The following is a 1,654-nucleotide window of genomic DNA, read 5'->3' as shown; positions in this document are numbered from 1 at the left end:
TGATCATACCGGTGGTATGGTACGTAGTTTTTGTAATCAGCCTGACATGGATAGACCTGAGGCGGGTTACAAAGTTAGCAAGAAGGAAGGACCTGCGAGAAAGGAGTGAGAAAAATCAAACAAGGTAAAAAGCCATCATTGGCACAGAAAAAGCTTATATTAAAAAATAATCTGGATCCGAAGCAATGGAGAGTTGTATTCGAAGATGATTTTTACCTTCACTTAGTGGAGAATAAGCCAGCTGGAGATATGAGGGAGATTAAAATTCTTGACAAACCACAAAAATAAGTCCTGCGCCGACCAAAGCAAACAGGACTCAGAAATTTATTCCATTTTTATATTAACATTTTTTTGCGGAAATTGGAAGAGAAACGTATCTATTAATTGAGAAGAAAATATGGAGGTAATAAGCGAATGATTTTAAATAAAATTACAACGGTAGAAGCTACTACAACAGATGGTAAGAGAATGGTGGAAGGAACAGACTATGTGATTATCCTTTCTGATCGAAGTCTTTGTGGTACATACCGCGGGATCACCAAAAAGAGTGCGCTTATGTTTGAGGTTCCGGTAAAGGGAGAAAATATCCGATTTAATATCATGCCTAACAGCGTTAAAAAAATTTTTGAAGCCACCATTGAGGTGAAACAGGAATATATGAACGCACCGGAACAGGAGGAATCCACCCATGATAATTAATATCAAATCTTTACATATTGAGAATTTCAAAGGATGCCGGGTTCAAAATATTATTTTTGGTAATACCACGAAAATTTACGGTCAGAATGCTTCGGGTAAAACAACCATTGTTGATGCGTTCATGTGGTTGCTCTTTGATAAAAACAGCGCTGGCGATTCCAAATTCCAGGTGCGTCCGCTGGATGAGGATGGCAACCAGATAGATAATATCGAAATTAAGGTGGTGGCGGTCCTGGATGTTGATGGAGAAGAAAAGAAACTTCAGAAAGTCCAGAAACAGAAATGGGTCAAGCCCCGTGGCAAACAGGAAAAGGAACTTGCTGGGAATATCAATGAGTTTGAAATTAACGACATCCCCAAGAAAGAGAAAGACTACAATGCCTATATCACATCCCTGGTGGATGAAAAGGTATTTAAGCTGATTACTAGCCCGGCGGCGTTCACGGCGCTGAAATGGCAGGAACAGAGGGATATTCTGCTGAAATTGGTGAGCGAGGTAACGGATGCGGATGTTTTGGCGGCGAACCCAGAATTTCAGGAGCTTGATTTGGCTCAATTTTCCGCCGAAGAACTGACTGCCAAAGCCAAGAAGGCTCTGTCTGCCTACAAAAAGAAACAGGTTGAGCTGCCTGCCAGAATTGATGAGATCAGCAAGCAGATTGTGGATGTTGACACAGCAGAATTGGAAGTGCGGGCTAATGCCATCAAAGAGCAGATTGCGGAGCTGGAATCTCAGATGGACGATACCAACGCTCAGTACGAACAGTGGCAGAGACAGTCAGATGAGATTCTCCAGAAGAAAATGGATTTGAATGAATATGTTCGACAGGTGAATACCGGGTTGGTGGAGCAGAAAAGTCGGATTAATCGGGAACTGATGGAGTTACAGCAGAAGCTACGGGATTCCCAGAATGCCTTCAAGATGGCGGAACTGGACAAGCAGCAGTGTGAACAG

General features: G+C 42.3%; 3 protein-coding genes. All 3 read left to right on the top strand.

The window, feature by feature from the left end; all coding sequences use genetic code 11:
• Positions 1-105 precede the first annotated feature (105 nt).
• Positions 106-288, top strand: coding sequence for a DUF6906 family protein (locus tag BUA56_RS22475; protein ID WP_072854976.1), 183 nt, complete (start codon positions 106-108; stop codon positions 286-288).
• A gap of 126 nt (positions 289-414) precedes the next feature.
• Positions 415-699, top strand: a complete 285-nt coding sequence (locus BUA56_RS22470) for a hypothetical protein (RefSeq protein WP_072854975.1) — start codon at positions 415-417, stop codon at positions 697-699.
• On the top strand, positions 689-1,654 hold a 966-nt coding region (locus BUA56_RS22465; RefSeq protein ID WP_158641036.1), incomplete at its 3' end, for an ATP-binding protein. The genes BUA56_RS22470 and BUA56_RS22465, both read left to right, overlap by 11 nt.

Source organism: Lactonifactor longoviformis DSM 17459 (genome assembly GCF_900129135.1).
GTDB lineage: Bacteria > Bacillota > Clostridia > Lachnospirales > Lachnospiraceae > Lactonifactor > Lactonifactor longoviformis.
The sequence above is the reverse complement of the archived record's forward strand: the minus strand, read 5'-3'. Positions and strand labels throughout refer to the sequence as shown.

What these genes read in the sequence shown, in the direction of transcription:
- BUA56_RS22470 (WP_072854975.1), top strand. Translation starts at nt 415, where the DNA reads ATGATTTTAAATAAAATTACAACGGTAGAAGCTACTACAACAGATGGT.